The 1,666-nt window shown below is 69.0% G+C and carries 2 protein-coding genes; both read right to left on the bottom strand.

Features of this window, described 5'->3' with window-relative positions; all coding sequences use genetic code 11:
• A partial coding sequence (locus AB0G02_RS38915) for an amino acid permease (protein WP_360805139.1) occupies positions 1-1,398 on the bottom strand: 1,398 nt, incomplete at its 3' end.
• Between the two features lie 12 nt (positions 1,399-1,410).
• A partial coding sequence (locus AB0G02_RS38920) for a PLP-dependent transferase (protein ID WP_360805142.1) occupies positions 1,411-1,666 on the bottom strand: 256 nt, incomplete at its 5' end.

A 1,666-nucleotide genomic window follows, 5' to 3' on the forward strand; every position in this document is an offset into this window, starting at 1 on the left:
CTCGTCGGCCTGGTGGGCCGCCGAACGACGGGATCGGACGGCTCGCCAGCCGACGAACAGCAGCACGGCGAGCACGGGGATGGACCAGAACGCGATCCGCTCGGCGGGACCGGCGAACGCCATCAGCACGATGACGAGCGCGAGGAACGCCAGCGTCGCCCAGCCGGTGTAGGGCGCACCGGGCATCCGGTAGGCGGGTCGCTCGACCTCGCCGCGCAGCGCGGCCCGGCGCAGCCGCAACTGGCAGAGGATGAGCGTGGCCCAGGTCGCGACCACGCCCAGCGAGGCGACGGCGATCGCGATGTCGAACGCCTCCTTGGGCACCAGGTAGTTCAGGACCACCCCGAACAGGTAGGCGCCGGACGTGAACAGGATCCCGCCGAACGGGACGTGCCTGCGGTTCATCTTCGCCGCGAACGCGGGGGCCTCGCCGTGCTGCGCCAGCGAACGCAGGATGCGACCGGTGGAGTAGAGGCCGGAATTGCACGACGAGAGCGCGGCGGTGAGCACGACCGCGTTCATCACGTCACCGACGCCGGCGATCCCGAGTGCGGAGAACACGGTGACGAACGGGCTTTCCGCGCCGCTGTACGAGTTCCACGGCAACACCATGGCGAGCAGCAGCACGGAGCCGACGTAGAACACGCCGATCCGGTAGACGACGCCGTTGATGGCCTTCGGCAGCACCTCGCGCGGATTGGCGGTCTCCCCCGCCGCGATGCCGACGAGTTCGATGGCCGAATAGGCGAAGATGACCGCCTGGAGGGTCATCAGCGCGATGCCGATGCCGGCCGGGAACATGCCGCCGTGCGCGACCAGGTTGTGCACGCCCGCTTCGCTGCCGCCGACGTCCGCGCGGCCGACCACCAGCGCGACACCGGTGAACAGGAACACCACGATCGCGGTGACCTTGATGACGCTGAACCAGAACTCCAGCTCACCGAACAGCTTGACCGACAGCAGGTTCACCGCGACCAGGAAGCCGAGCGCGACCAGCGCGGTGACCCACTGGGGCAGGTCCGGCAGCCACCGGTGCACGTAGATGGCCACCGCGGTGATCTCCGCGATGCCGGTCATCGCCCAGTTCACCCAGTACATCCAGCCGGAGGTGAAACCGGCCCACGGTCCGATGAACTCGCGGGCGTATTCCACGAAGCTGCCCGCGGTGGGCCGGTGCAGCACCAATTCACCGAGCGCGCGCATCACGAAGAACGCGGCGAGGCCGCACAGCGCGTAGGAGAAGACGAGTGACGGGCCGGCCTGGGCGAGTTTGCCGCCGGCACCCAGGAAGAGCCCGACACCGATGGCGCCGCCGATGGCGATCATCTGCACCTGGCGCTTGGAGAGCGCTTTGGTGTAGCCGTCGGCGTCGGGCTCCGCGACCGTCTGCTCTTTCATGGTGGCCGAACGTTAGTGGCTCGCCACGCGCTCCCGGAAATCGCTTGAGGAAGACTTGATGTAATCCTCTTCACAAGGTCGGGAGAGGGCCTGGTCGAGGTCGTCCCAGATGTCTTCGACGTCCTCCAGGCCGACGCTGAGGCGCAGCAGGGCGGCGGGCACGCCGGACGCCTCGCGCGCGGCGTCGGGCACCAGCCGGTGGGTGAGCGCGGCCGGGTGCTCGATCAGGGTGTCGACCGAGCCGAGGCTCACCGCGGGCGTGACGAGC

Source organism: Actinosynnema sp. NPDC023658 (assembly GCF_040639995.1).
Lineage (GTDB): Bacteria > Actinomycetota > Actinomycetes > Mycobacteriales > Pseudonocardiaceae > Actinosynnema.